This is a genomic window from Streptomyces sp. NPDC102259 (genome assembly GCF_044766465.1).
GTDB lineage: Bacteria > Actinomycetota > Actinomycetes > Streptomycetales > Streptomycetaceae > Streptomyces.
The window spans coordinates 397991-418940 of the sequence record NZ_JBIWMA010000004.1; the positions used below are offsets into that span (position 1 = coordinate 397991).

The window sequence follows — 20950 nt, forward strand, 5'->3', positions numbered from 1 at the left end:
TCGGTGAGCGCGTCCGGCGTTCAGGGGGTCGGGGGCGCGGCGGGCGTCGGGGTGGAACGGCGTCGGGTGCGGAAGCCGCCCCGTCGGCCGGCCGCGCGCAGGAACACGACCGTGGGGACGACGCAGACGAGGATGGCGGCCACGCCGGCCTCCGGACCGAAGCTGCCCCCGGTGAGCGCGTCGGGTCCCGACAGCACGCCCTGGAGCAGCCCCGCCGGGGCGTCCTCGTTGCCGGAGACGGTGGTGCCGTAGATGCCGCTCTCGGCGAAGTTCCAGCCGAGGTGCAGACCGATCGGGAGCCAGAGGCTGCGGGTGGCGACATAGGCGGCGCCGAGCATCAGACCGCCCTCGACGGCGATGGCCAGCGCCCCCCACACGGTGGCGTCGGGGTTGACGAGGTGCAGCCCGCCGAACAGCAGGGCCGAGATCGTCAACGCGCCCCGGGTGCCGGTGAGTTCCTCCAGCAGCCGGAAGACGACACCCCGGAAGAGGAGTTCCTCGGTGACGGCGACGCCCGCCATCGTCCCGAACACGGTCACCGCCCCGCCGACGGACACCCCGCCCTTCGTGCCGTACCCGCCGAACAGGGCGACGATCGCGATCGTCCCGGTGAAGAGGCCGAGGCCGACGAGGGTGCCGGTGCGCAGCCCGGAGGTCGCCGTCGTGGTGTCCAGTTCGGACACCGGGCGCTGTTCCAGGGCCCGTACGACCGCCGCGTAGCTCGTCAGCGCGAGCGCCACCACGGCCGCGCCGAACAGCAGGGACAGGAGCGGGTTGTCCCCCGCCACGGCTCTCGCCCCGGCCGCGAGCGACGTCACCGCCACGAACAGCACCACCATCGCCACCAGCCGCACCCCCGCCGGACGCACCCGCCGCGAGACGACGAACGGCTCCTGCGAGAACAGGTCCTTGAGCGTGCTCTTCAGCGGGCGCGCGTTGTTGAGCGCCATGAGGTTCCTCCCGTGCCGGGCGGCGGTCCCGTCACCGCCGCGTCGGCAGGAACGCTACGAGCGCGGGCCACCGTTGATCATCGCCCTGTGGTGGACAGTCGCGTGTAGCTCTCCCGGGGGACAACGGCCCCGTTCAGTCGTGGACGGTGACCAGTCCCACCCGGTGCGCGAGGACCACCGCCTGCACGCGGTCGCGCAGGTCGAGCTTGGTGAGGATGCGGGACACGTACGTCTTGACCGTCTCGCGGCTGAGGACCAGCCGGTCGGCGATCTCGGCGTTCGACAGCCCCTCGGCGATGAGTCTCAGCACCTCGGTCTCGCGGGGCGCCAGCACCGACAGCGCCTCCGGGACGGCGGACCCGCGGGCGTTCGGGCGGATCCGGTCGGCGAACCTGCCGACGAGTCGCCGGGTGACGGCCGGCGCCAGCAGGGACTCCCCCGCGGCGATCGTGCGGATCCCCTCTACGAGTTCGCGCGGCGGTGAGTCCTTGAGCAGGAACCCGCTCGCGCCGGCCCGCAGCGCCTCGTACACGTACTCGTCGAGGTTGAAGGTGGTGACCACCAAAATCCTGACCGGGTCGGCGACGCCCGGTCCGGCCAGCAGCCGGGTCGCCTCGATCCCGTCCAGGAGGGGCATCCGGATGTCCATCACCACCACGTCCGGGCGCAGCCGTCGCGCGGCCTCGACCGCCGCGCGGCCGTCGGCGGTCTCTCCCACGACCTCGATGCCGGGGTGCGCGGTGAAGATGGTGACGTAGCCGGTGCGCACCAGCTCCTGGTCCTCGCAGACCAGGACGCGGATCGGCGCCCCGACGCCGGTGCCGGTTTCGGTGCTGCCGCCGGTCATGCGTGCCTCCCGGTGGGGGCGGGGACGCGGGCGGGGATGCGGGCGCGGACGCCGAAGCCGCCGTCCGGCCGGGCGCCGGCGTGCAGTTCGCCGCCGAACACGCTCACCCGCTCGCGCAGTCCGTCCAGTCCGTGGCCGCCTCCGCCGCCGAGCGGCCCGGGCGCGGGAACGGTCGACACCGCGGGCGCTCCTTCGGTCGTCACCTCGACTTCGATCACGTCGTGGCCGTGCTGGACCCGGACGAGCGTCCCGTGGCCCGGCGCGTGCCGGAGCGCGTTGGTCAGCGCCTCCTGCACCACGCGGTACACGGCCAGCTCCACGGCCGAGGGCAGCGGCCGTCGCTCTCCCCGCTCCGTCAGCTCCACCGGCTGGCCCGCCGCCCGGACCTGCTCGACCAGGCCGCCCAGGTCACCCAGACCGCCCAGACCGCCCGACGCCGACCCGCGCTCCATCTCGTACGACTCCTCGGGAGACTTCTCGTAAGACGCCTCGCCGGGTGCCGGGTCGCCGGGCCTGCCGCCGGACGCCTTCAGTACGCCCAGCAGGTGCTGGAGATCGGTCAGGGCGTGCCGGCCGGAGTCGCTGATCGCACCGAGCCCGACGGCCACCCGGTCCGGCGCGTCGGCGAGCAGGAACTGCGCCGCGTCCGCCTGCACCACCATCGCGGTGACGTGATGGGTCACCACGTCGTGCAGCTCCCGGGCGATCCTGGCCCGTTCCCGCGCCGTCGCCATCTCCGCGCCGATGCGCCGCCGCTCCTCCTCCCCGGCCCGCTGGGCCCGCACCGACCTGCCCACGGCCCAGCACGCCACCAGCACGAGGTGGATGAGGACGAAGTCGGACACCCCCTGCGGTGAGCCCCTGCCGTGCAGTCCGATCGCGAACAGCGCGAACAGCCCGGTCGCGACGGCCACCGGCACACCGAGACGTACGCCGCCCGCGCTGCGCCCGTGGGCGCCCGCGCTGTACAGGGCGACATACAGGCCCACACTCGCGAACGTCTGTGGATAGCCCGCCAGTTCATGTATCGCGGACGCTCCCGCCACCAGCGCGAGGCACACCCCGGGCCACCGCCGTCGCAGCACCAACGGCAGCCACAGGGCCGCCGCCACCAGAAGGCCGGGCCCGTCGTACGGACGCTGCGTCAGATCGCCGAACTCCGCGCCGACGGGGGCGGTCACCGGCGCGAACATCACCGGCGCCAGGGCGACGGTGAGAACTCCGTCCCGCAGCAACACGCCCCGCGCGCTCCAGCGCGTCACGACGGCTCGCGCGCCGTCCATCAGTGATGACAGTGATGACGCCGTCGCCTCGAACACAGGGGCGAGCCTAGCCTCCGCCCGACCTCCGACGGCACCGCTTCCGAGTCCGCTCCACCACTGTTTCCGGCACTGTTTCCGGCCTTGTTTCCGGCGCCACGGGAGCCTGGAAAGATCGGTGGAGTTTCGAAACATTCGAGAATGGCATGGGGGTCACTTGATCTTGATTTTACCGATCTTGCTCAGATGAATTGACGCATTCGAGCCATGCAGCCTCTGAGCTGCACAAATATCCCCACGCACGCCCTTCGGGTATTCCGAATGTTTCGAAGTAGAAACCGAAAGTATTGACAGTTGTCGTGCCCCGGCCAACACTGGCGCCGTCATCGGCCGTAAGAGGACGAGGAGGAAGCACGCACATGAAAATCGCACCCGCACAGCGACTCAGGCTGCTCATCAGCGGTGTCTGCACCATGCTGCTGGTCGCCGTGGCCGCGCTCACCCTGCCCGGCACCGCGCACGCCGACACGGTCGTCAACACGAACCAGACCGGCACCAACAACGGCTACTACTACTCGTTCTGGACCGACTCGCAGGGCACGGTCTCCATGAACCTGGGCTCCGGCGGCAACTACGGCACCTCCTGGAGCAACACCGGGAACTTCGTCGCCGGCAAGGGCTGGAGCACCGGCGGGCGCCGCAGTGTCACCTACTCGGGCACCTTCAACCCGTCCGGCAACGCCTACCTGGCCCTCTACGGGTGGACGTCGAACCCGCTCGTCGAGTACTACATCGTCGACAACTGGGGCACCTACCGGCCCACGGGAACGTACAAGGGGACCGTCACCAGCGACGGCGGCACCTACGACATCTACAAGACGACGCGGTACAACGCCCCGTCCGTCGAGGGCACCAAGACCTTCGACCAGTACTGGAGCGTCCGGCAGTCGAAGCGGACCGGCGGCACCATCACCACCGGCAACCACTTCGACGCCTGGGCCCGCGCCGGAATGCCCCTGGGCAGCTTCAGCTACTACATGATCCTCGCCACCGAGGGGTACCAGAGCAGCGGCAACTCCAACATCACGGTGGACGGCGCCGGTTCGGGCGGCGGCACCGGCGGAGGCGGCAGCAGCGGCTGCACGGCGACCCTGTCCGCGGGCCAGCAGTGGAGCGACCGGTACAACCTCAACGTCGCGGTCACCGGCTCCAGCAACTGGACCGTGACCATGAACATCCCCTCCCCGGCGAAAGTCCTCTCCACCTGGAACACCGGCGCCACCTACCCCAGCGCGCAGGTGCTGACCGCCAAACCCAACGGCAGCGGCAACAACTTCGGCGTCACCATCCAGCCCAACGGCAACTGGACCTGGCCGACGGTCTCCTGCGCCGCGAGCTGACCCCCACACCCCGCCCCAGGCTGGAGGACCACCCCGTATGAGCACCAGACCACATCTCTCCTTACGCTCCCTGGTCACGAGGCTGGTGGTCGTCGCGACGGCCGCCGCGTGCACCCTCACCGTCCAGGCCGCCGCCGCCCCGGCACAGGCCGCCACGTGCAACGGGTACGTCGGGCTCACCTTCGACGACGGCCCGGGCGGCACCACGACGGCCCTGCTCAACGCCCTCACCCAGAACGGGCTGCGGGCCACGATGTTCAACCAGGGCCAGTACGCCGCCGCCAACCCGTCCCTGGTCCGGGCCCAGGTGAACGCCGGCATGTGGGTCGGCAACCACAGCTACACGCACCCGCATCTGACCCAGCTCGGCCAGTCGCAGATCGACTCGGAGATCTCCCGGACCCAAGCGGCCGTCGCCGGCGCGGGCGGCGGCACCCCGGTGCTGTTCCGCCCGCCGTACGGCGAGACCAACGCGACGGTGAAGGCGGTCGAGGCCAAGTACGGCCTGACCGAGATCATCTGGGACGTCGACTCGCAGGACTGGAACAGCGCGAGTACCGACGCGATCGTGCAGGCCGCCGGCCGGCTCACCAACGGCCAGGTCATCCTCATGCACGACTGGCCCGCCAACACCCTCGCGGCGATCCCGCGCATCGCGCAGGGCCTGGCCGCACGCGGCCTGTGCGCCGGCAGGATCTCCGCACAGACCGGCCGGGCCGTGGCTCCCGACGACAGCGGTGGTGGCGGCGGCACCGGCGCCTGCACCGCGACCCTGTCCGCGGGCCAGCAGTGGAGCGACCGGTACAACATCAACGTCACGGTCACCGGCTCGAGCAACTGGACCGTCACGATGAACGTCCCCTCCCCTGAGAAGATCATCGCCACCTGGAACATCAGCGCCGGCTATCCCAGCGCCCAGGTACTCACCGCCAAGCCCAACGGCAGCGGCAACAACTGGGGAGTCACCGTCCAGACCAACGGCTCCTGGACCTGGCCGACGGTCACCTGCAGCGCGACCTGATCCGGCATCCCCGCAACACCGCAACCGCAACGATGGCGCGGCGACCCCCGGTCGCCGCGCCACACCAGGGCCCGGCGGTGCCGGCGGGGCATTATCTGTTGTCGCAAAGTGAGAAATGGACGGGACACGCGATGAGTATTTCTTGGCCGACAGACGGAGCGTAATTATCGGTCACGCACCGTCGATCGCGGCGTGCTACTGTCTTTACCAGTTGCAGTTGTGGTCTCCAGAAGGTTTTTCCGACGGGGTGATCATCACGGCGACCGGGATCCGCACAGGGTGGATTCCGACACCGTTCCCGAAGGAGATTCAAAATGGCTGCTGGCACCGTGAAGTGGTTCAACGCTGAAAAGGGCTTCGGCTTCATCGAGCAGGACGGCGGCGGCCCCGACGTCTTCGCCCACTACTCGAACATCGCCGCCCAGGGCTTCCGCGAGCTCCAGGAAGGTCAGAAGGTGACGTTCGACATCGCGCAGGGCCAGAAGGGCCCGACCGCTGAGAACATCGTCCCCGCCTGACACCCAAGCAGCGCGGACACAATAATTTCGCAGCTGGGGCCCGCACCTTGGGGTGCGGGCCCCAGCTCGCTGCTTTCCCGCGGATAAACCCCGCGGCGCATTTTTCGCCGTCGACCCGATTCGACGCCATCGCCTTTGGCCCGTTCTCGCGATTCTCAGCGCCGCATACCTGCCGCGGGAATTCCTTGATACGCGCCGACGCATCAAGGAAGGTTCCTTTGAACCACGCACGCACGCATACCCGCAGGAACGACCGCTTCGCCGAGCACCGCTCCCGGCCCGACCGCTCCGGCGCCCCGCGCCGCGGCAACGACGGCGGCGGACGCCGACGGATCTCGCCCCAGGGCGAGTTCGCACTACCGAAGACGATCACCCCGGCGCTGCCCGCCGTCGAGTCGTTCGCCGAGCTGGGCATGCCGGAACGACTGCTGGCCGCGCTGGGTCACGAGGGCGTGGCCATACCGTTCCCGATCCAGGCGGCGACCCTGCCGAACTCGCTCGCGGGCCGCGACGTGCTCGGCCGCGGTCGCACCGGCTCGGGCAAGACCCTCGCCTTCGGCCTCGCGGTGCTGGCCCGTACGGCGGGCCGCCGCGCCGAACCGCGACAGCCGCTCGCGCTCGTCCTCGTACCCACCCGGGAACTCGCCCAGCAGGTCACCGACGCGCTCTCGCCGTACGCCCGCTCCGTGGGGCTGCGGCTGGCGACCGTGGTCGGCGGAATGTCGATCGGCAGGCAGGCCGGCGCGCTGCGCAACGGCGCCGAGGTCGTCGTCGCCACGCCGGGTCGGCTCAAGGACCTGATCGACCGGGGCGCCTGCCGCCTGGACGCCGTCGACATCACCGTCCTCGACGAGGCCGACCAGATGGCCGACATGGGCTTCATGCCCCAGGTCACCGCGCTGCTCGACCAGGTGCGGTCCGACGGCCAGCGGATGCTGTTCTCCGCCACCCTGGACCGCAACGTGGACCTGCTGGTCCGGCGCTACCTGGTCGACCCGGTGGTCCACTCCGTCGATCCGGTCGCGGGCGCCGTCACCACGATGGAACACCACGTACTCCACGTGCACGGCGCGGACAAGCAGCGGGCGACCACCGAGATCGCGGCACGCGACGGCCGGGTGATCATGTTCCTGGACACCAAGCACGCGGTGGACCAGCTGACCAAGCACCTGCTGCACAACGGCGTCCGCGCCGCGGCCCTGCACGGCGGCCGGTCCCAGCCGCAGCGCACCCGCACGCTCGCCCAGTTCAAGGACGGCCACGTCACGGTGCTGGTGGCGACCAACGTCGCGGCCCGCGGCATCCACGTCGACAACCTCGACCTGGTCGTCAACGTCGACCCGCCGAGCGACCCCAAGGACTACCTGCACCGCGGCGGCCGTACGGCACGGGCCGGCGAGTCCGGCAGCGTCGTCACGCTGGTGACCCCCGACCAGCGGCGCGGCATGAGCCGGCTGATGGTCTCGGCCGGCATCACCCCGCAGATCACCCAGGTCCGCTCGGGTGAGGCGGAGCTGAGCCGCGTCACCGGCGCCCGAACGCCCTCCGGTGTCCCGGTCGTCATCACCGCGCCGGTCGCGGCCGTCCCGCGTCGCCGCGCGTCGTCGTCCTCGTCCGCTTCGTCTCCGTCCGCCTCGTCCCGGTCCTCCTCGTCCCGGGGCCGTCGCGGGCGGCCGGGCCGGGACCGGCCCGCAGTCAACCCGGCGGCCTGAGGTCCGGCCCGCATCGCGCCGTAGAAAGGCTCACCCATTCCGCAGGAGGCACAAGTGACATCGGTCCAGACGCACCCGGTGCGGACCCGGCGGCACCACGACGAGTCCGGGCCGCGGGTCCGTGACGACATGACCGTCGAAGTGGCGCTGTCCGTCATGGCCGGTGCCCGGGTCGATCATCTGATCCTCTGCGACGGGGACGATCAGTGCACGGGCTCGGTCACCCGTGCCCAGCTGGCCGTTCTGCGCGCCGCTGCCACGTACACGGACCGGCTCCGCCTGCGGGACGTGCTCGACGCGCCGGTCCGGCCGCCGTCGAGGCCCTGCTCCTTCTCTCTGTGAGGCATCCATGCGCTGTGTCATCGCCCGGTACCCGTTCGACCTCACCAAGGACGGCGTCATGGACTCGATGAAGGGCATCACGCCCGAGCCCGTCACGGGTGAGTCCGTGACCATCGGCCGTCGCCGCTACCCCGTCAAGCAGGTGGGGGAGATCATCACCCGCCAGGACCGCCGTGACTTCACCGGTGGCGAGGTCGTGCGGGCCATGGTCCGCCTCGGCTTCACCTGCCACGAGCACCCCGCCACGCCCGTACAGGACCTGACGCCGATGCAGAGCGCTTCGGCGCTGCTCGGCGCCCCCGGGGTGTGGGAGGCCTGACGGGCCGAAGACCCGGAAGTACCGTGAGGGCCCTGCCGACACCTGTCGGCAGGGCCCTCACCGCGTTGTGCGGGCCTGAACGGTATCTGCACCCTCGGGGAACCGAAATCTACTCTTGTCAGAGTAGACATTGGCATGCGGCTTGGGTAACGTTTCTTGCGTACGCACGACCAGGCAGTGGTCGGTTCAGAGGAAGGACGGAAACGCATACGCCATCAGGATCGCCCGACCCGAGGAAGACTCCGGGTTCGGGTACCGCAAGGCCATGGATGGGAAGGTGGTCCCCGGTCACGCAACCGCGATCCACGCGCCCCCGCCCGTACGACGGGCCCGGGTAGCGAAACAGAAGGTCGGCGCAGCAGCACAGCCGACCGATGGTGTTGAATTTCCCTCGGGGCCCTGGTGCCGTACGGCACCAGGGCCCCTCGACGCGTTGCACAACGAGGTGAGATGACAGCAGATACCCCGCTCGGCGGTCGTCTGGACGACGACGACTATCCCGCGTACACGATGGGTCGGGCAGCAGAGATGCTCGGCACCACTCCGGGCTTCCTCAGAGCCCTCGGCGAGTCCCGGCTGATCACGCCTCTCCGCTCGGAGGGCGGACACCGCCGGTACTCCCGCTACCAGCTCCGGATCGCCGCCCGCGCCCGCGAGCTCGTCGACAAGGGCACTCCCATCGAGGCCGCCTGCCGCATCGTCATCCTCGAGGACCAGCTCGAGGAGGCTCAGCGCATCAACGCCGAGTACCGCCGCGCCGCGGACGAAGGCTCCGACGGCCCCGGTTCCGGTTCCGGCTGAGCTCAGGGCGTCGGGTCCGGGCGCTCGCCGCGGCGCAGGGCGCGGGCGCACCAGCCGATGACCGTGGCGTTGACCAGCGCACCGAACACGACGGCGACGACGAACATCGCGACGCCGTCCGGCAGCACGAGCAGCACGAAGCCGCCCGGGGCGGTGGCGAGCAGCGGGACGACGCCCGCCATGGACTCGCCCGAGCTGTCGCCGGCGGTCACCACGATCGCCCACACCAGCAGGACCGCGCAGAGCGCCAGGTAGCCACGGGCGAAGACGTCACCGAGGGCGTGGCCCAGACTCCGGCGCAGCCGGTGAAGAAGACGGTGTGGGAGGGCTCGGCCTGAGCCGGTACCGGTCACGGGGCGGACTCCTCGGTCACGGGGTGGGCTTCTCGGTCACGGCGGACTCCTCGGTTGCGGTGGACGGTGCTGCGGTCGGGGGCTTCGGGCTGCTGGTGGAGGGCCGTCAGAGGTGGGTGCCCGGCGGGTTCGGGCGGGCGAGGCCGAGGTCGTACGCGAGGATCGTCGCCTGTACGCGGTCGCGCAGACCCAGCTTGCGCAGCAGCGCGTTCACATGGGACTTGACGGTGCCCACGGTGATCCCGAGCTCCTCGGCGACCTCCGCGTTGTTGAGTCCCGTCGCGATCAGCGTGAGGACGTACCGTTCGCGGGCGGTCAGGCTGTCCAGCTCGCGGGAGCCGCCTCCCGTCCGCTGCCCGGAGCCCGCCGCGGACGCGTAGTGGCCGATGAGACGGCTGGTCGCGGAGGGGGCGAGCACGCTCTCACCGGCGGCCACCACCCGGATGCCGTGCAGCAGCTCGGCGGGGTGCACGTCCTTGAGCAGGAATCCGGAGGCGCCGGCGCGCAGCGCGTCGAAGACGTACGCGTCGAGGTCGAAGGTGGTCAGCACCAGGACCCGGGGCGCGTTCTCCCGGCCGGTGATGATCCGGGTGGCGGCGATGCCGTCCAGTTCGGGCATCCGGACGTCCATGACGACCACGTCCGGCGCCAGCTCCTCGGCGAGACGCACCGCGGCGACGCCGTCGGCTGCCTCGCCGACGACCGTCAGGTCATCCTCGGCGTCGATCACGGCGGCGAACCCCGCCCGTACGATGCCCTGGTCGTCGACGACCAGCACGCTGAGGCTCATCGCTCCCTCTCCTCGTCGCCCTGCCGCGGAACCGGCGCGAGTGGCAGCCGGAGACCGACCGTGTCCGGTCGGCCGGTGATCAGGGTGCCGCCGAGCGCCGCGACCCGTGCCGCAAGCCGCTCCCGTACGGCGGGGCGGGCGGCACGCGGCACCCCGGTGGCCGTGAGCGTCAACATAGCGCCGTCCGCGTCGAGTTCGAGCACCGCGGGCTCCTCGCCGCCGGCCGCCAGTACCGTCTCGGCGGCATGGTAGGCGGTCAGGTCGACCGCCGTGGGCAGCCGCTCCGGCACCCGGGCGGTCAACCGTATCTCGACGTCGCGGCCGGTGGCCCGGCACTGGCGGGCGAGCAGATCGAGCGCCTGGAGGGTGGGCTGTGGCCGCAGTTCGGGCCCCGTCGCCCCCTGCCGGACCGTGTCGAGCAGGGCGCGCATCGCGGCCAGGGCCTCGCGGGCGCGTTCGGCGGTCGCGTCGAGCCGGCCCGCCTCCGCCTCCGTGACCATGTCGGCGGTACGCGCCAGCACGGTGGTCTCCAGTCCGGCGGCGATCCGGCGGCGTTCGGCCCACGCGTCCCGGACGGCCTCCTCGGTCCAGGCGGCGAGGCGTTCGTCCCGGGAGCCCCGGGCGGCCCGGTCGCGCCGCCCCCGCAAGGTCCCGACCAGGCCGGCCGCGCCGACCGCCAGGGCCGCCCCGGCCGTCGCCCACCCGACCACCGCCCAGAGGGGGACCGACGTCCCCCGGCCCAGAACGGCGACCGCCACGGCCGTCGCGTGCACGACCACGGCCGCCCCCGGAAACAACCCGACCGGGCCCACCCGACGACGCTCTTCGGCAGCGCCGGACACACCGGGACCGGAGCGGGACGCCTGCGCCGCGATCGCCGCGCAGGTCGCCAGGATGCTCAGCGCCGGGGGCAGGGCGACCGGGCCGCTGTAGTCGCCCGCGGCCATCGCCACCGGCCAGAGCGGGGCCAGCCCGAGCAGGACGACCCGGGCGGTGCGGGGCGCCCGGCGCAGCCACAGCAGCGCGACCGCCTGTGCCGCCGCCAGCAGGGCGAAGAGCACACCGGCGGACACCTGCGTGCTGTTCGACGTGGGCCGCGCGTGGATGACCAGGGCGGGCAGCAGCGGCTGGAGGACGAGGCCGGCGGCGGCCGTCAGCTGCGCCGCTCGGTAGTTCCGCGGCACGGGCCGTTCCGCCGGGGCGGCGGTCCGGCCGGGCAGCACCGCACGCACCTCCCAGCCACCGTCCGCCGTCGGGCCGCTGGTCAGCCTGCCGCCCGCCTCCCGGGCCCGGGCCCGCAGGAAGCCCTGGCCTCGGCCGCCACCCAGGTCCGCCCCGTGCGCCGCCGAACCGGCCGGTGGCGCCGCGCTCGTGACCGCGACCTCCGTGCGGCTGTCGTCGTACCGGCACCGCACGGTCGTGTGCGCTCCGGGCGCGTGCCGTGCCACGTTGGTCAGCGCCTCGCGCACGATGCCGTACACCGCGTCCGCGACCACGCCGTCCGGCAGGGCGTCGATCTCGCGGTCCACCCGCTGGTCCAGCCGGCGGAACCCCTCCACCAGAGCACGCAGCCGTTCCTCCGGCGACGGCAGTTCCTCCCGGGAAGGAGTCGGCGCCCGCACCGCGCCGAGCGCCCGGGTGACCTCGCGCCCGGTCTCGGCCGCGAACTCCAGCGCCTCGTCGGCGAGTTCGGGACGGCGGTCGCGCAGCCCGAGCGCCGCTCCCGCCGTGACCACGACGGCCGTCAGATGGTGGGCGCTGACATCGTGCAACTCCCTTTCCATACGACGTCGTTCGGCCTCCGGGAGCCGATGGCGTTCGGCCTCGGCCCGCTTCAGCGTCCGTTCGGCCGCTCGGCGTGCGCGTCGGGTCCGCCGAACCAGCAGACCGGCGCCGCACGCCGTCGCGTACAGCAGCGCGGTCAGGACGAGGTCGAGTCCGTCGCGGTCGCTCAGCCCGTGCAGGCTGATGCCCTGGAGCAACTGCCAGACGGCGAGCGCCGTTCCGCACAGCACGACGGTGAAGGTGTCGCGTTCGGTCGCCACGGTGAACAGGGCCGACGCGACCCCCGCGGTCCCGAGCACCGCCATCGCCCCGGTGGGCAGCGGCCCCGCACCCAGCGCGCAGGCCGCGGCGACCACGACGAGGGCCGCCACCGGGCGGGTGCGGCGCAGGGCGAGCGCGGCCGTCACCGAACCGGCCACCAGAGCCGCCACGAACAGGGCGGACGCGGGCGGAACGGCCCCGCGCACCAGCGCCGCGCCCGGCCACACGGCGGCCTGGCCGCAGATCAGCAGGACCGGGAGCAGCCGGTCGTCGGTTCGATTCATGGCCGGTCCAGGCTAGGCCGCAGGTGAGCGGGCCCCCTCCCGCTGGAGGCGGATTTCGTTCTCTTACCTGGGTTGCACTTCCTCTACCTGCGGTTCGACACCGCGATCGTCCCGCAGCGCGAGGACAGGCCCCTGTCCCCGGTCCTAGCCTCGATCACATCGGGAAAGCGGTCGACCACCGCTTCTGCACACCGAACACGCCGCGTTCGCCGAATTCAGCGAGTTCAGCGAGTTCAGTCAATCAATCCAATCCAGCCAATCAGTGAATTCAGGGGGATCTCCCATGTCCAAGCGCGTTCTCGTCCCGTCCATCGTCGGTGTCGTCGTCCTCGGCGGAGTGGCCGCCGGAGGTCTCGCCCTGGCCTACGGCGCCACGGAGCCGGCCGTGGCGAACGGCTCGGCCCGCTTTGTCGCTCCGTCCCACGGGAGTGCGGGCAGCCTCACCTTCACCGCGGACGTGAGCGACGACTCCGGCGTCCGGGGCCTCAAGGTCCTCGCGTGGCCGGTCAGTTCGAAGCTCGACCCGACCGAGGACGACATGCGGAAGGACGTGGACAGCGCCGTGTGCCGGACCGTCTCGACCGAGAAGGCACGCTGCACCTACACGGTGAAGGTCACCGCGGCGGAGGCGGCCGAGATGCCCGGGGGCACCTGGCACGTCTCGGCGCTGGCGACCGCCAAGGACGGGGGCACGGCGTTCGTGTCCCGTGCCGCCGTCTTCGACGTCACCGGCTGACCGCGTACGCGGACCACTGCCCGGGTCGGTCGGAACTGGGTCAGCCGGCCTGGGACGGCGTCTGCTTGATGCCGTCGACGATCGCCCGGTTCAGGATGGCGCTGGTGTAGGTGACCGTGCCGGGCTTGATCAGGGCGTCCGTCCCGCTGAGCTGCTTCACCTGGACCGAGCGCTCACCGAGGAAGACATGGGTCTTCGCGTCGAAGATCCACTCTTCGCGCTGGCCGCTGGTCTCGTCCAGCCGGGCCACCGCCACCCCGTGCCTGCCGACCGCGTCCACCGCGTCGTTCACGACCACGACACCGGGGATCTTCGCGGCGGTCTTGAACAGCGCCGAGTACAGCTCCGCCGGCGGGTAGCTCTCGGTGAGCAGGTCGCCGATGGTGGTGAAGGCCTGCTGGTCCGGCGTGTTCCCCTGCCCCTCGGTCTCCTTGTAGATCTTGGCGAGCAGCACGTCGGGGTCGGTGCTCAGCTTGGACAGGTAGTCGTACGACGGAGCGCCCAGGTGCGCCTTCGGGGTGTTGCCCAGTTCGTCGGGGAGGCTCAGGGTCTCGCCCTCGGGGCTGTCGTTGACGGCGGGGTCGATCAGCCAGCCCTTGGTGCCGTCCGGGGAGTCCCACAGCTGACGGGTGTGCAGCTGGTGACTGGCCAGGGTGGTCTTGTCGTCGACGGTCCTCAGGAAGGTGTCGGCCGACTTGGACTCGATGTAGATGTACTGACCCGGCCGGACCACCGGGTGGTCGTCTTCGGCGGCCGCCAGCGAGATCTGGTCGAGCAGCTGCGGCACGCCCTTGCTGGTGGCGACGCCGACGGTCGTCGTCAGGGCCGGCCCGGTGGCGACACCGCCGTCCCTGACCCCGTCGCCCCCGGTCGTCGCCACACCGGCGACGACCACCCCGGCCAGCGCGGCGGCCAGCACGGGCCAGGTGATCGCCGGGTGCGGCAGCCGCAGCCGCCGGGTGCCGCCCGGGGCAGCCGCCGGCGTGTGCTCTTCCTGTCGCGCTTCGTGGATCTGGGCCATCAGACGCTCCTTGTGGAACTGGTGACGGCCCGTCGGCAGGTCACGCGCCGTCCGGGCGAAGAGCTGTGCGCTCTCCTCCCCCTCGGCCGGACTCTGCCGGGACGTGTTCGCGTTCATCGGTTTCCTCCCTGCACGGGCCGGACCACGTTTGCGTGATCGCCTCTTACCTGTCGTCCGGTGCGGCCGCCTTCCCGATTTCCGCGAACTTTCTCAGGCGGCCGGTCGGCGTTCCGCTCGGACATCGGGTCGGACATCGGGGCGGGGGTCCGCTTGGACATCCGGTCGAGCGTCCGGTCGGCCGCCGGACGGGGGGCCGGCTCGTCCTCGGCGAGCGCCCACAGTTTCTTGCGGGCCCGGGAGAGGCGGGAGGCGACGGTGCCGACCGGGATCCCCAGGGCCTCGGCCGCGGCCTCGTAGTCCAGCCCCTCCCCCAGACAGAGCGCCACCACCTCGCGCTCCGGTCTGCGCAGCGTGGCCAGGGCGGTGAGGGCCGTCGCGAGCCGCCGCCGGTCGTCGATCCGGTCGGCGACCTCGTCGGCATGGTCGGGCACGGACAGTTCGGCCGCCGCGGCGACGCCGGCCGCCGCCCGGTACCGCCGGTTGCTGCGGTGCTGGTTGCGGGCGGTGTTGGTGGCGATGCCCAGCAGCCAGGGCCGCAGGGAGCCGCCCTCGGGATCGACCCGCTCACGCAGCCGCCACGCCTCCATGAAGGTCGCGGCCATCACGTCCTCGGCCGTCGACCAGTCCGCGGTCAGCCGGAAGGCATGGTTGTAGACGGCGCGGGCGTAGTCGTCGAACAACTCCGCGAACGCGCTCGACTCCCCGGCCCGTACCCGGGTACGCATATGAGTGCTCACCTCAATGAGCTGTCCGGCACTCGACACCGACTTCCCGTGACCTGCGCCACACTCGCCCCGCCGACTCGTACCGGGCCGTCCGTCCTGGGCCGGCCCCGGCGTAGAGGTTCGCACGCGGCCGCCGTCACCCCCGGCGGTGTTCGGCGGTGGTCTTCAGGTCGTGGAGCCAGGCTTCGAGGCCCGCGCCGAGCGCCGCGGTCGCGGTGGGGACGTCGGCTTCGACCTGGTCGCCGGTCCAGGTCTCCTCGGTGTGGACGCGGACACCGCCCTTGACCTCGGTGAAGGTCCACAGGTGGACGCCCTCGTCGACACGCAGGCCCTGCCCGATCGCGGGTCCGCTCCACAGGACGCAGGCCTCGCGCCGGAGTTGCCGGACGGTGGAGGTGATCTCGAGGGTGGTGGCGGGGGTGGTGGGCGTGGCGGGCGCGGGCGTGGTCCAGCGGAACCGCGAGCCCTTCAGGAGCGGGCCGGCGTCGAGGCGTTCGGCGCTGAGGACGGGCGGTTGCCAGGACGGCCACCGTTCGACGTCGGTCTGGAGCTTCCAGACGGTGCTCAGCGGCGCCTTGATCACCACGTCGGAGTGGTAGCGGATGCGGGCGGAGGCGTCCACGCCCTGCCCCCGGCACTGGGACGCACGGCTCTGCTGGGCGGCGGTCGGAGCGGGCGCGGCCTGGGCGGCCGGGGCGGCGGTGGCGAGGGCGCCGACGACGGCGAGCGCGAGAGGGAGTGCGAGCGGGAGCGCGAACGGCAGCGTCCGGGTGGTGGGCATGAGGTTTCCCTTGGTGAGGCGGCCGGGTGGTCCGGTGGGCCGGTGGCTGGGGCATGCGAGGCATACGGGACGGGGTACGGGACGCGGGCAGCGGGTACGAGCGCCCTCGCTCACGTGCGGCGGAGCCCTACGGGTGGAGGACGACCTTGCCGGCGACCGTGCCGGACTCGGCCAGACGAAGGGCTTCGGCGACGTCGGCGAGCGGGAGCCGGGCGGCGATCCGGGGCGTCACGTCCCCGCGCTGGAGGGCCGCGAAGAGCTCGGTGAGGTCGGTCCGCAGGCGGGCCCGGAAGCGGTTCTTGGCCAGGGCGCGGCCGGCCCAGACGTTGAAGAAGTAGGCGCGGCGGCGGTTGGGCAGCGCGTTCCACAGCCACAGTCGGCCGAGCAGCTTCAGCACGGGCCACTGCTTGGATCCCTCGTCGTCCCGCGTGGAGGCGGTGCCGTACGAGACGAGCGTGCCGCCGGGGGCGAGGAGGCGCCAGGAGTCGACGATGCCCCGTCCGCCGACGTGGTCGAAGACGGCGTCCACGCCGCCGGGGGCGAGTTCGCGGATCCGTGCGGCCAGGTTGTCGGCGCGGTAGTCGACGGGGGTGACTCCTTGGTCCCGCAGGGCGTCGTGGTGGCGGGTGGACGCCGTGCCGATCACCCGGACGCCGGCGGCGCGGGCCAGCTGGACCAGGACCGAGCCGACGCCGCCGTTGGCGCCGTGCACGACGATGGTGCCGCCCGCGCGGATCCGTGCCTTGCGGTGCAGCATCTGCCAGGCGGTGATGCCGTTGAGCACCAGGGTCTCCGCCTCAGCCGCGTCGATCCCGGCGGGCACCGGCACCACGTCGGCGGCGTCGGCGAGGACATGGCTGGACCAGCCGCCGACCTTGAGCAGGGCGGCGACCCGGGTGCCGGCCAGGCCGGGCTCGACGCCCTCGCCGGTGGTCAGCACCGTGCCGACCATGTCGTAGCCCGGGACGAAGGGGAACGGCGGCTGGTCGTAGTAGCGACCGCGGCGCATCTGCTGCTCGGCGAAGGAGACCCCGGTCGCCTCCATCCGGATCAGCACCTGCCCGGCGCCCGGCGTGGGGACGGCTCCGTGCCGGATCCGCAGTCCTTCCGGCTCGACCTTGCCCGGCAGGACGACCTCGACGAGTCCTTCGGCGTTCATGACGACCTCCAGTGAGCGTTACTTGTGCTTGCGTTCGTTAGAAGTTGTAACGCAGATCGAAGGGAGGTGTCAATAACCTTCGTGATAGCCTCTAACTAAATCTTGAGGATGTAGACGTGAGCGAGTGAGTGCGAGCGGAGAGGTGGCGGCACACCATGGCGGAGACGGGCACGACGACCCCGCGCGAGCGCTATCGCACCCAGGTGCGCGCGGAGGTCAAGGAACGCGCGTGGGAGCAGATCGCCACGGCGGGGGCGTCAGCGCTGTCCCTCAACGCGATCGCCAAGCAGATGGGCATGAGCGGGCCCGCGCTGTACCGGTACTTCGCCGGCCGTGACGAGCTGATCACCGAGCTGGTCCGGGACGCGTACCGGAGCCTCGCCGACGCCTTCCGCACCGCCTCGGCCGCCGGCGCCGGCCTGTCCGGGCTGGCGCACACGCTGCGCGACTGGGCCCTGGCCGACCCGCAGCGGTACTTCCTGGTCTACGGCACCCCCGTCCCGGGCTACCACGCGCCCGACGACGTCACCTTGATCGCGTCCGAGATCATGACGGCCCTGCTCGACGCCTGCGCCGACCTGCCCGCCGACGGTCCGGCGACCCCGCTCGCCGCGCACCTCGAAGGCCTCGGCGACCGGTGGACGAACGGCCACTCCGCCCCACCGGCCGCCCTCCAACGAGCCCTGACCTGCTGGACCCGCCTGCACGGCGTCCTGTCCCTCGAACTGGCGGGCCACTTCACCGGAATGGGCTTCGACCCCACCCAGCTCTTCACCGCCGAACTCACCACCCTGACCGCCCCCCCGCCGAACTGAGACGAACCTGCGGGCCCCCACCCACGACTGGCATGAAATACCCGTGGGGTCAGGGGAGTTGGTCATGGCATGACTCAAGGTCCCGCACCTCGCACGTTGTCCGACGGAGCGCTCTCCGAGTTGCTCGGCCGGCAGCGGTTCGGCACGCTCGCCACCGTCCGGCGTACCGGTCACCCGCATCTGACCACGATGCTCTACAGCTGGGACGCCGACGACCGGATCGTGCGGTTCTCGACGACGGCCGACCGCATCAAGGTCCAGCACCTGCGCCGCGACCCGCACGCCGCCCTGCACGTGCCCGGCGACGACGTGTGGTCGTTCGCCGTCGCCGAGGGGGTGGCCGAGGTCTCCGAGGTCACCACCGTCCCCGGTGACGCGGTCGGACGGGAGCTGCTCGGGATGATCCCGGCGGACGCGCGGCCCGAGGACGAGGACGGGTTCCTGGAGCAGCAGGTCGCCAAACGCCGGGTGGTCGTCCGGCTGAAGGTGGACCGGCTGTACGGTACGGCGCTCGACATCGACGGCTAGATGGTCGAATCCAAGGATTGGCTGCGCGCATGAGACGGGGGAGACCGCCGCTATCTGGCACAACGAGCACACCGGGCGGCCCGTCAGGCGCTCGGTGACTGCATACGACCACTGACGGCGTGAATCGATCATCTACGGTTCCGCCATGACGACTGTGGAGCCCCGCCCCGATCTACGGCCCCCCGGCCTGAACGCCGACGAGAAGACCACCCTGCTGGCCTTCCTGGACTACCTGCGCGAGTCCGTCCTCGCGAAGGCGGCCGGCGTCCCGGAGCCGGCGGTCCGCACGGCCGGCGTGCCTTCCGGGACCAGCCTGCTCCAACTGCTCAAGCACCTGACGGCCGTCGAGCTCAACTGGTTCGTCTGGGCCTACGCCGGCGCCGACCGCGAGCGCTGGGACGACGAGAGTGCGGTGTCCGCCGACGACACCGCGTCGGACCTGGCGGACGCCTATCGCGAGGCGGTCGCCCGGGCCAACGAGGTCGCCCTCGCCTGCACCGACCTGGACCGCCCCGGCGCCCGCTCGCTGCGCGAGACCTCGCCGCCGTCGATGCGCTGGGTGCTGGTCCACATGATCGAAGAGACCGCCCGGCACGCCGGTCACGCGGACATCCTGCGCGAGCGGATCGACGGCTCGATCGGTCGGTGACGCGAGTGCGGTACATCAGGTGCGACACCGCGACGGGTGCGAGGGGAGGCCCCCCGCACCCGTGCCGGCCGCTCGTTACAGCGTCACCCTGGTGCCGCCCAGCGTCACCACCAGCTGGCCGTTCGAGGCGAAGGACCAGGCGAGCGCGCCGCCGTAGGAGGAGGCGCACCGGGAGCCGTTGGCTCCGGTCCAGAACTGGTTGGTGCTGTCGGCGTCACCGATGGTCTTGTCGTTGGAGCCGCTCACGTTGTAGCGGCAGGACGTGTTGGTACGGAACACCGAGGTCCCCGCGTCCCACGAGTAGTTGCGCTCGGCGTTGTCGATGCTCAGGTTGTTCGACACGGCCATGGAGCCCGGATTGCTGTTGTACGTGAACCCGTGATGGCCGTTGTGATAGGCGATGCTGCGCCGTACGACGTGGTTGACGGCGATGTCGTCGCCGCCGAGCTTGTAGCCGTTGCGGTCGCCGTTGGAGTTCACGGTGCCGTCGGAGAGCGTGCCGTTGTTGTAGGAGAGGGAGTCCTCGATGGTCACCGGGCCGATGGCGCCGGTGTCCGTCTTGGTGTAGAGGTCCCAGCCGTCGTCGATGTTGTTGTGCGAGACGGCGTACCGGAAGACGTTGCCGGTCCCGGTGGTGAGCTTCGCGGCGAAGCCGTCGGCGTCCTCGCCGTCGGAGTCGGCGTTGTCGTGCGACTCGGCGGAGAGGATCAGGTTGTCGGACGGCCACTGCGCGGTGGGCGTGGTGGAGGCGATCCGGCCGAGCTGGAGCCCGGTGTCGTGGTTGTAGCGGGTGATGGTGCGCTCGATGACGTTGTGGCTGCCGCCGACGTAGATCCCGTTGTCACCGGCGTGTTCGACGACGATGCCGTAGACATGCCAGTACGAGCCGAAGAGCTGGAGCCCCCGGTTCGACGAACTCTCGCTCTGCGCGGAGAAGTTGAGGACCGGCGTCTCACCCGGGTAGGCGGACAGCGTGGTGAGCGCGCTCGCCGTGCCGCTGCTGGTCGCCGGCACGGTGACCGTCGACCCCTGGGCGTACGTCCCGCCGCGCAGGTAGATCGTGCCGCCCGCGGTGACGCGGCTGATCGCCGAGGTGAGGGTGGTCGGGGCCGACTGGGTGCCGGCCGCGCCGTCCGTGCCGCTCGGTGAGACGTAGAGCGCGCCGCCGGCCGGGGGTGTGGTGCTGTCGGCGGTCGTCGCCTCCAGGTAGTCGACGTTGGGCAGGCCGTCCGCGGTCGTGGGGGTGAGCCGGACGGTGTTGCTGCCCGCGTTGAGGGACACGGTGAGCGTCTTGGTGACCCAGGTCGACCAGGCGCCGGTGGCCTCGAAGGACGGCGTCTGCACGGTGGCGCCGTTGACGACCAGGGAGGCCGGGCGGGCCGTGCTGGTGCCGTTGGCGAAGCGGACGTTCAGCGTCGCCGTGCCGGCCGTGGCCGCGTTCACGGTGAACTGGGCGTATCCGCTGGTCGCGTTGGTGCCGTTGCAGAATCCGCTGCCGGAGTAGCCGGTCCAGTCGGAGTCGATGGCGCCGGTGCAGACGGCCGGGGAGGTCTCGGCCTCGTAGCGGGTGATGGTGGCCGCCTGGGCCGTGGTGCCGGAGAGCGCGACGAGCGCTCCGGCCACCAGGCTGACGCAGGCCGTGACGGATCTCAGCTGCATGGTTCGCATGGGTCATCTCCAGGAACGGAACGAGTGCGGGTCGGCCGGACCAGAAAGCGCTTTCTCCCGGAAGTTAGGGGCGTGGCGTGACCGCGTCAAGAGACGTGTACCTGTT

22 protein-coding genes are annotated in these 20950 nt (G+C 71.6%); 11 read left to right on the top strand and 11 right to left on the bottom strand.

Annotation, left to right across the window (positions count from 1 at the left end; all coding sequences use genetic code 11):
• Positions 1-20: 20 nt before the first annotated feature.
• The 3 genes from ACIRPU_RS13620 to ACIRPU_RS13630 all read right to left on the bottom strand — a co-directional run bounded on the left by ACIRPU_RS13620 (position 21) and on the right by ACIRPU_RS13630 (position 3080).
• On the bottom strand, positions 21-950 hold the full coding sequence (locus ACIRPU_RS13620; RefSeq protein ID WP_403865960.1) for a lysostaphin resistance A-like protein: 930 nt from the start codon (positions 948-950) through the stop codon (positions 21-23).
• Positions 951-1083: 133 nt separating this feature from the next.
• A complete protein-coding gene (locus tag ACIRPU_RS13625; RefSeq protein ID WP_403865963.1) occupies positions 1084-1797 on the bottom strand; it encodes a response regulator in 714 nt (237 codons plus the stop codon).
• Positions 1794-3080: a sensor histidine kinase gene (locus tag ACIRPU_RS13630; RefSeq protein WP_403865967.1), complete on the bottom strand. Its 1287-nt coding sequence runs from the start codon at positions 3078-3080 to the stop codon at positions 1794-1796. Before ACIRPU_RS13630 ends, ACIRPU_RS13625 begins: the two co-directional genes overlap by 4 nt.
• 395 nt (positions 3081-3475) lie before the next feature.
• Between ACIRPU_RS13630 and ACIRPU_RS13635 the strand changes: the two genes are divergently transcribed.
• From ACIRPU_RS13635 to ACIRPU_RS13665, 7 genes are all read left to right on the top strand, one after another.
• Positions 3476-4456 (top strand): glycoside hydrolase family 11 protein, encoded by a 981-nt coding sequence (locus tag ACIRPU_RS13635; protein WP_403865970.1) that lies wholly within the window; start codon positions 3476-3478, stop codon positions 4454-4456.
• A 37-nt stretch (positions 4457-4493) separates the two neighbouring features.
• Positions 4494-5477, top strand: a complete 984-nt coding sequence (locus tag ACIRPU_RS13640) for a polysaccharide deacetylase family protein (protein WP_403865973.1) — start codon at positions 4494-4496, stop codon at positions 5475-5477.
• 314 nt (positions 5478-5791) lie between these two features.
• Positions 5792-5995 carry a cold-shock protein gene (locus ACIRPU_RS13645; protein ID WP_020133169.1) on the top strand — a complete coding sequence of 68 codons (204 nt, stop codon included), beginning with the start codon at positions 5792-5794 and terminating at the stop codon, positions 5993-5995.
• A 218-nt stretch (positions 5996-6213) separates the two neighbouring features.
• Positions 6214-7707, top strand: a complete 1494-nt coding sequence (locus tag ACIRPU_RS13650; RefSeq protein ID WP_403865977.1) for a DEAD/DEAH box helicase — start codon at positions 6214-6216, stop codon at positions 7705-7707.
• A 54-nt stretch (positions 7708-7761) separates the two neighbouring features.
• The gene (locus ACIRPU_RS13655) at positions 7762-8049 is read left to right on the top strand and encodes a CBS domain-containing protein (RefSeq protein ID WP_384115778.1); all 288 of its coding nucleotides are present in this window, start codon (positions 7762-7764) and stop codon (positions 8047-8049) included.
• 7 nt (positions 8050-8056) lie between these two features.
• Positions 8057-8368 (top strand): SCO5918 family protein, encoded by a 312-nt coding sequence (locus ACIRPU_RS13660; RefSeq protein WP_355702495.1) that lies wholly within the window; start codon positions 8057-8059, stop codon positions 8366-8368.
• A 450-nt stretch (positions 8369-8818) separates the two neighbouring features.
• Positions 8819-9169 carry a MerR family transcriptional regulator gene (locus ACIRPU_RS13665; RefSeq protein ID WP_403865982.1) on the top strand — a complete coding sequence of 117 codons (351 nt, stop codon included), beginning with the start codon at positions 8819-8821 and terminating at the stop codon, positions 9167-9169.
• Positions 9170-9171: 2 nt separating this feature from the next.
• On the opposite strand, the gene ACIRPU_RS13670 is transcribed toward ACIRPU_RS13665, so the two are convergent.
• The 3 genes from ACIRPU_RS13670 to ACIRPU_RS13680 all read right to left on the bottom strand — a co-directional run bounded on the left by ACIRPU_RS13670 (position 9172) and on the right by ACIRPU_RS13680 (position 12642).
• Positions 9172-9522 (bottom strand): SCO4225 family membrane protein, encoded by a 351-nt coding sequence (locus ACIRPU_RS13670; protein ID WP_403865985.1) that lies wholly within the window; start codon positions 9520-9522, stop codon positions 9172-9174.
• 106 nt (positions 9523-9628) lie between these two features.
• Positions 9629-10312, bottom strand: a complete 684-nt coding sequence (locus ACIRPU_RS13675) for a response regulator transcription factor (RefSeq protein ID WP_355702493.1) — start codon at positions 10310-10312, stop codon at positions 9629-9631.
• On the bottom strand, positions 10309-12642 hold the full coding sequence (locus tag ACIRPU_RS13680; RefSeq protein WP_403865989.1) for a histidine kinase: 2334 nt from the start codon (positions 12640-12642) through the stop codon (positions 10309-10311). Before ACIRPU_RS13680 ends, ACIRPU_RS13675 begins: the two co-directional genes overlap by 4 nt.
• A gap of 283 nt (positions 12643-12925) precedes the next feature.
• Here ACIRPU_RS13680 and ACIRPU_RS13685 point away from each other — a divergent pair, with 283 nt between their 5' ends.
• The gene (locus ACIRPU_RS13685; RefSeq protein ID WP_403865992.1) at positions 12926-13378 is read left to right on the top strand and encodes a DUF5707 domain-containing protein; all 453 of its coding nucleotides are present in this window, start codon (positions 12926-12928) and stop codon (positions 13376-13378) included.
• 40 nt (positions 13379-13418) lie between these two features.
• Here ACIRPU_RS13685 and ACIRPU_RS13690 read toward each other — a convergent pair whose 3' ends face one another.
• The 4 genes from ACIRPU_RS13690 to ACIRPU_RS13705 form a co-directional block, all read right to left on the bottom strand.
• Complete coding sequence (locus ACIRPU_RS13690; protein WP_403865995.1) at positions 13419-14516, bottom strand: CU044_5270 family protein; 1098 nt, start codon at positions 14514-14516, stop codon at positions 13419-13421.
• Positions 14513-15244, bottom strand: a complete 732-nt coding sequence (locus tag ACIRPU_RS13695) for an RNA polymerase sigma factor (RefSeq protein ID WP_403865998.1) — start codon at positions 15242-15244, stop codon at positions 14513-14515. The genes ACIRPU_RS13690 and ACIRPU_RS13695 overlap by 4 nt, the downstream gene beginning before the upstream one ends.
• Before the next feature lie 136 nt (positions 15245-15380).
• Positions 15381-16025, bottom strand: a complete 645-nt coding sequence (locus tag ACIRPU_RS13700) for an SRPBCC family protein (protein ID WP_403866001.1) — start codon at positions 16023-16025, stop codon at positions 15381-15383.
• Between the two features lie 127 nt (positions 16026-16152).
• Positions 16153-17184, bottom strand: coding sequence for a medium chain dehydrogenase/reductase family protein (locus ACIRPU_RS13705; protein WP_403866004.1), 1032 nt, complete (start codon positions 17182-17184; stop codon positions 16153-16155).
• A gap of 155 nt (positions 17185-17339) precedes the next feature.
• Here ACIRPU_RS13705 and ACIRPU_RS13710 point away from each other — a divergent pair, with 155 nt between their 5' ends.
• The 3 genes from ACIRPU_RS13710 (at position 17340) to ACIRPU_RS13720 (ending at position 19176) form a co-directional block, all read left to right on the top strand.
• A complete protein-coding gene (locus ACIRPU_RS13710) occupies positions 17340-17999 on the top strand; it encodes a TetR/AcrR family transcriptional regulator (protein WP_403866007.1) in 660 nt (219 codons plus the stop codon).
• A 69-nt stretch (positions 18000-18068) separates the two neighbouring features.
• Complete coding sequence (locus tag ACIRPU_RS13715; protein ID WP_403866010.1) at positions 18069-18527, top strand: pyridoxamine 5'-phosphate oxidase family protein; 459 nt, start codon at positions 18069-18071, stop codon at positions 18525-18527.
• 145 nt (positions 18528-18672) lie between these two features.
• Positions 18673-19176: a DinB family protein gene (locus ACIRPU_RS13720; protein WP_403866013.1), complete on the top strand. Its 504-nt coding sequence runs from the start codon at positions 18673-18675 to the stop codon at positions 19174-19176.
• A 75-nt stretch (positions 19177-19251) separates the two neighbouring features.
• Here the strand turns inward: ACIRPU_RS13720 and ACIRPU_RS13725 are convergent, their stop codons facing one another.
• Positions 19252-20835 carry a carbohydrate-binding protein gene (locus ACIRPU_RS13725; protein WP_403866258.1) on the bottom strand — a complete coding sequence of 528 codons (1584 nt, stop codon included), beginning with the start codon at positions 20833-20835 and terminating at the stop codon, positions 19252-19254.
• Between the last annotated feature and the right edge of the window lie 115 nt (positions 20836-20950).

Coding starts and splice junctions, on each gene's coding strand:
- ACIRPU_RS13705 (WP_403866004.1), bottom strand. CDS start 17,184: ATGAACGCCGAAGGACTCGTCGAGGTCGTCCTGCCGGGCAAGGTCGAG.
- ACIRPU_RS13680 (WP_403865989.1), bottom strand. CDS start 12,642: ATGAATCGAACCGACGACCGGCTGCTCCCGGTCCTGCTGATCTGCGGC.
- ACIRPU_RS13690 (WP_403865995.1), bottom strand. CDS start 14,516: ATGAACGCGAACACGTCCCGGCAGAGTCCGGCCGAGGGGGAGGAGAGC.
- ACIRPU_RS13625 (WP_403865963.1), bottom strand. CDS start 1,797: ATGACCGGCGGCAGCACCGAAACCGGCACCGGCGTCGGGGCGCCGATC.
- ACIRPU_RS13640 (WP_403865973.1), top strand. CDS start 4,494: ATGAGCACCAGACCACATCTCTCCTTACGCTCCCTGGTCACGAGGCTG.
- ACIRPU_RS13695 (WP_403865998.1), bottom strand. CDS start 15,244: ATGCGTACCCGGGTACGGGCCGGGGAGTCGAGCGCGTTCGCGGAGTTG.
- ACIRPU_RS13700 (WP_403866001.1), bottom strand. CDS start 16,025: ATGCCCACCACCCGGACGCTGCCGTTCGCGCTCCCGCTCGCACTCCCT.
- ACIRPU_RS13630 (WP_403865967.1), bottom strand. CDS start 3,080: ATGGACGGCGCGCGAGCCGTCGTGACGCGCTGGAGCGCGCGGGGCGTG.
- ACIRPU_RS13635 (WP_403865970.1), top strand. CDS start 3,476: ATGAAAATCGCACCCGCACAGCGACTCAGGCTGCTCATCAGCGGTGTC.
- ACIRPU_RS13710 (WP_403866007.1), top strand. CDS start 17,340: ATGGCGGAGACGGGCACGACGACCCCGCGCGAGCGCTATCGCACCCAG.
- ACIRPU_RS13720 (WP_403866013.1), top strand. CDS start 18,673: ATGACGACTGTGGAGCCCCGCCCCGATCTACGGCCCCCCGGCCTGAAC.
- ACIRPU_RS13675 (WP_355702493.1), bottom strand. CDS start 10,312: ATGAGCCTCAGCGTGCTGGTCGTCGACGACCAGGGCATCGTACGGGCG.
- ACIRPU_RS13665 (WP_403865982.1), top strand. CDS start 8,819: ATGACAGCAGATACCCCGCTCGGCGGTCGTCTGGACGACGACGACTAT.
- ACIRPU_RS13620 (WP_403865960.1), bottom strand. CDS start 950: ATGGCGCTCAACAACGCGCGCCCGCTGAAGAGCACGCTCAAGGACCTG.
- ACIRPU_RS13645 (WP_020133169.1), top strand. CDS start 5,792: ATGGCTGCTGGCACCGTGAAGTGGTTCAACGCTGAAAAGGGCTTCGGC.
- ACIRPU_RS13685 (WP_403865992.1), top strand. CDS start 12,926: ATGTCCAAGCGCGTTCTCGTCCCGTCCATCGTCGGTGTCGTCGTCCTC.
- ACIRPU_RS13725 (WP_403866258.1), bottom strand. CDS start 20,835: ATGCAGCTGAGATCCGTCACGGCCTGCGTCAGCCTGGTGGCCGGAGCG.
- ACIRPU_RS13660 (WP_355702495.1), top strand. CDS start 8,057: ATGCGCTGTGTCATCGCCCGGTACCCGTTCGACCTCACCAAGGACGGC.
- ACIRPU_RS13715 (WP_403866010.1), top strand. CDS start 18,069: ATGACTCAAGGTCCCGCACCTCGCACGTTGTCCGACGGAGCGCTCTCC.